Genomic DNA, 1,017 nt, shown 5'->3' on the forward strand with positions numbered 1-1,017 from the left:
CTTCACCTTCATCGTGGTGATCATCAGGGATGTGGTCGGGATCCATGGGCCACATCTGGCCTGGCTGCTGGCCGCGTTCGGGGTTGCCGGTCTGGCCGGCATGGCCGCGATGGCGCGGCCCTTGGACCTGTGGCCGAAGACCTCGGTGCTGGGTTGTCTGGCTGTGCTGGCCGCCGCGCTGCTGACGCTGTCAGTGCTCGGCTTCGACCACTTGTCCGGTCAGCCGGCCCTGGTGCTCGGTGGGTTGGCCATCGTGGCCTGGGGTGCGTCGTCCACGGCTTTGCCACCCATGCTGCAGGCCTCCGCGATGCGCACCTCGCCCGAAGACCCCGACGGCGCGTCCGGCCGGTATGTCGCGGCGTTCCAGGTCGGCATCATGGGTGGCGCCCTGATCGGCGGCGGTGTCTACGACCACGGCGGTGCGGCGGCGACGGTGGCCGCAGCCGCAGCCTTGATCATCGTTTCGATGTGCGGTGTCGCGTCGTCTCGCGGCGTATTCGTAGTTTCCTGCCCTACCACCGAGAAGTAACGCGAGCACGCTCACAGTCGATAAACACCGCAGTTCAGCGCCGTGGAATCGGTCGTTGTCGGGGGATCACGCCTTCTCGCGGCAGTAGCTGGTCATAGCGCTGTGAGAGACTGGAGCGAGTTGTGCTGTCTGGAGGTTACTCATGCCGAAATCGGCAAAACGTCGACTGATCACCGCGTTCATGGCTGCGGGGCTGTTCGGTGGGCTGGTGCTCAGCCCGTCCGCATACGCAGACCCCGAGGTGCCGCCGGCACCGGTCGACCCTGCTGTTCCGGGTCCCCCGCCGGGCGCGTACATCCCACCGCTGCCGGCCGATCCGGCCGATCCGGCTGCCGCGGCTCCGGGGGCCCCCACGGCGCCCGCGCCGATCATCAACTACGGATCGCCGACCATCCCCTTCACTGAAGGCGACGCGCCGGGGCAGAACTCCACACCGTTCACCGGTGAGGCGCCGTTCCTGCCGCCGTCGTTCAACCCGGTCAACGGCT

Annotated in this window: 1 protein-coding gene and 1 pseudogene; both read left to right on the forward strand. The window is 67.8% G+C overall.

Features of this window, described 5'->3' with window-relative positions:
* Nucleotides 1-529: MFS transporter (locus AB0K36_RS34670; protein WP_364601828.1), on the forward strand; the 529-nt coding region annotated here is incomplete at its 5' end.
* A gap of 181 nt (nt 530-710) precedes the next feature.
* Nucleotides 711-1,017 (forward strand): annotated as a pseudogene (locus AB0K36_RS34675) (hypothetical protein); the annotation flags it as partial.

The organism is Streptomyces kurssanovii (genome assembly GCF_040677245.1).
In the GTDB taxonomy this organism is placed as follows: Bacteria; Actinomycetota; Actinomycetes; order Streptomycetales; family Streptomycetaceae; genus Streptomyces; species Streptomyces kurssanovii.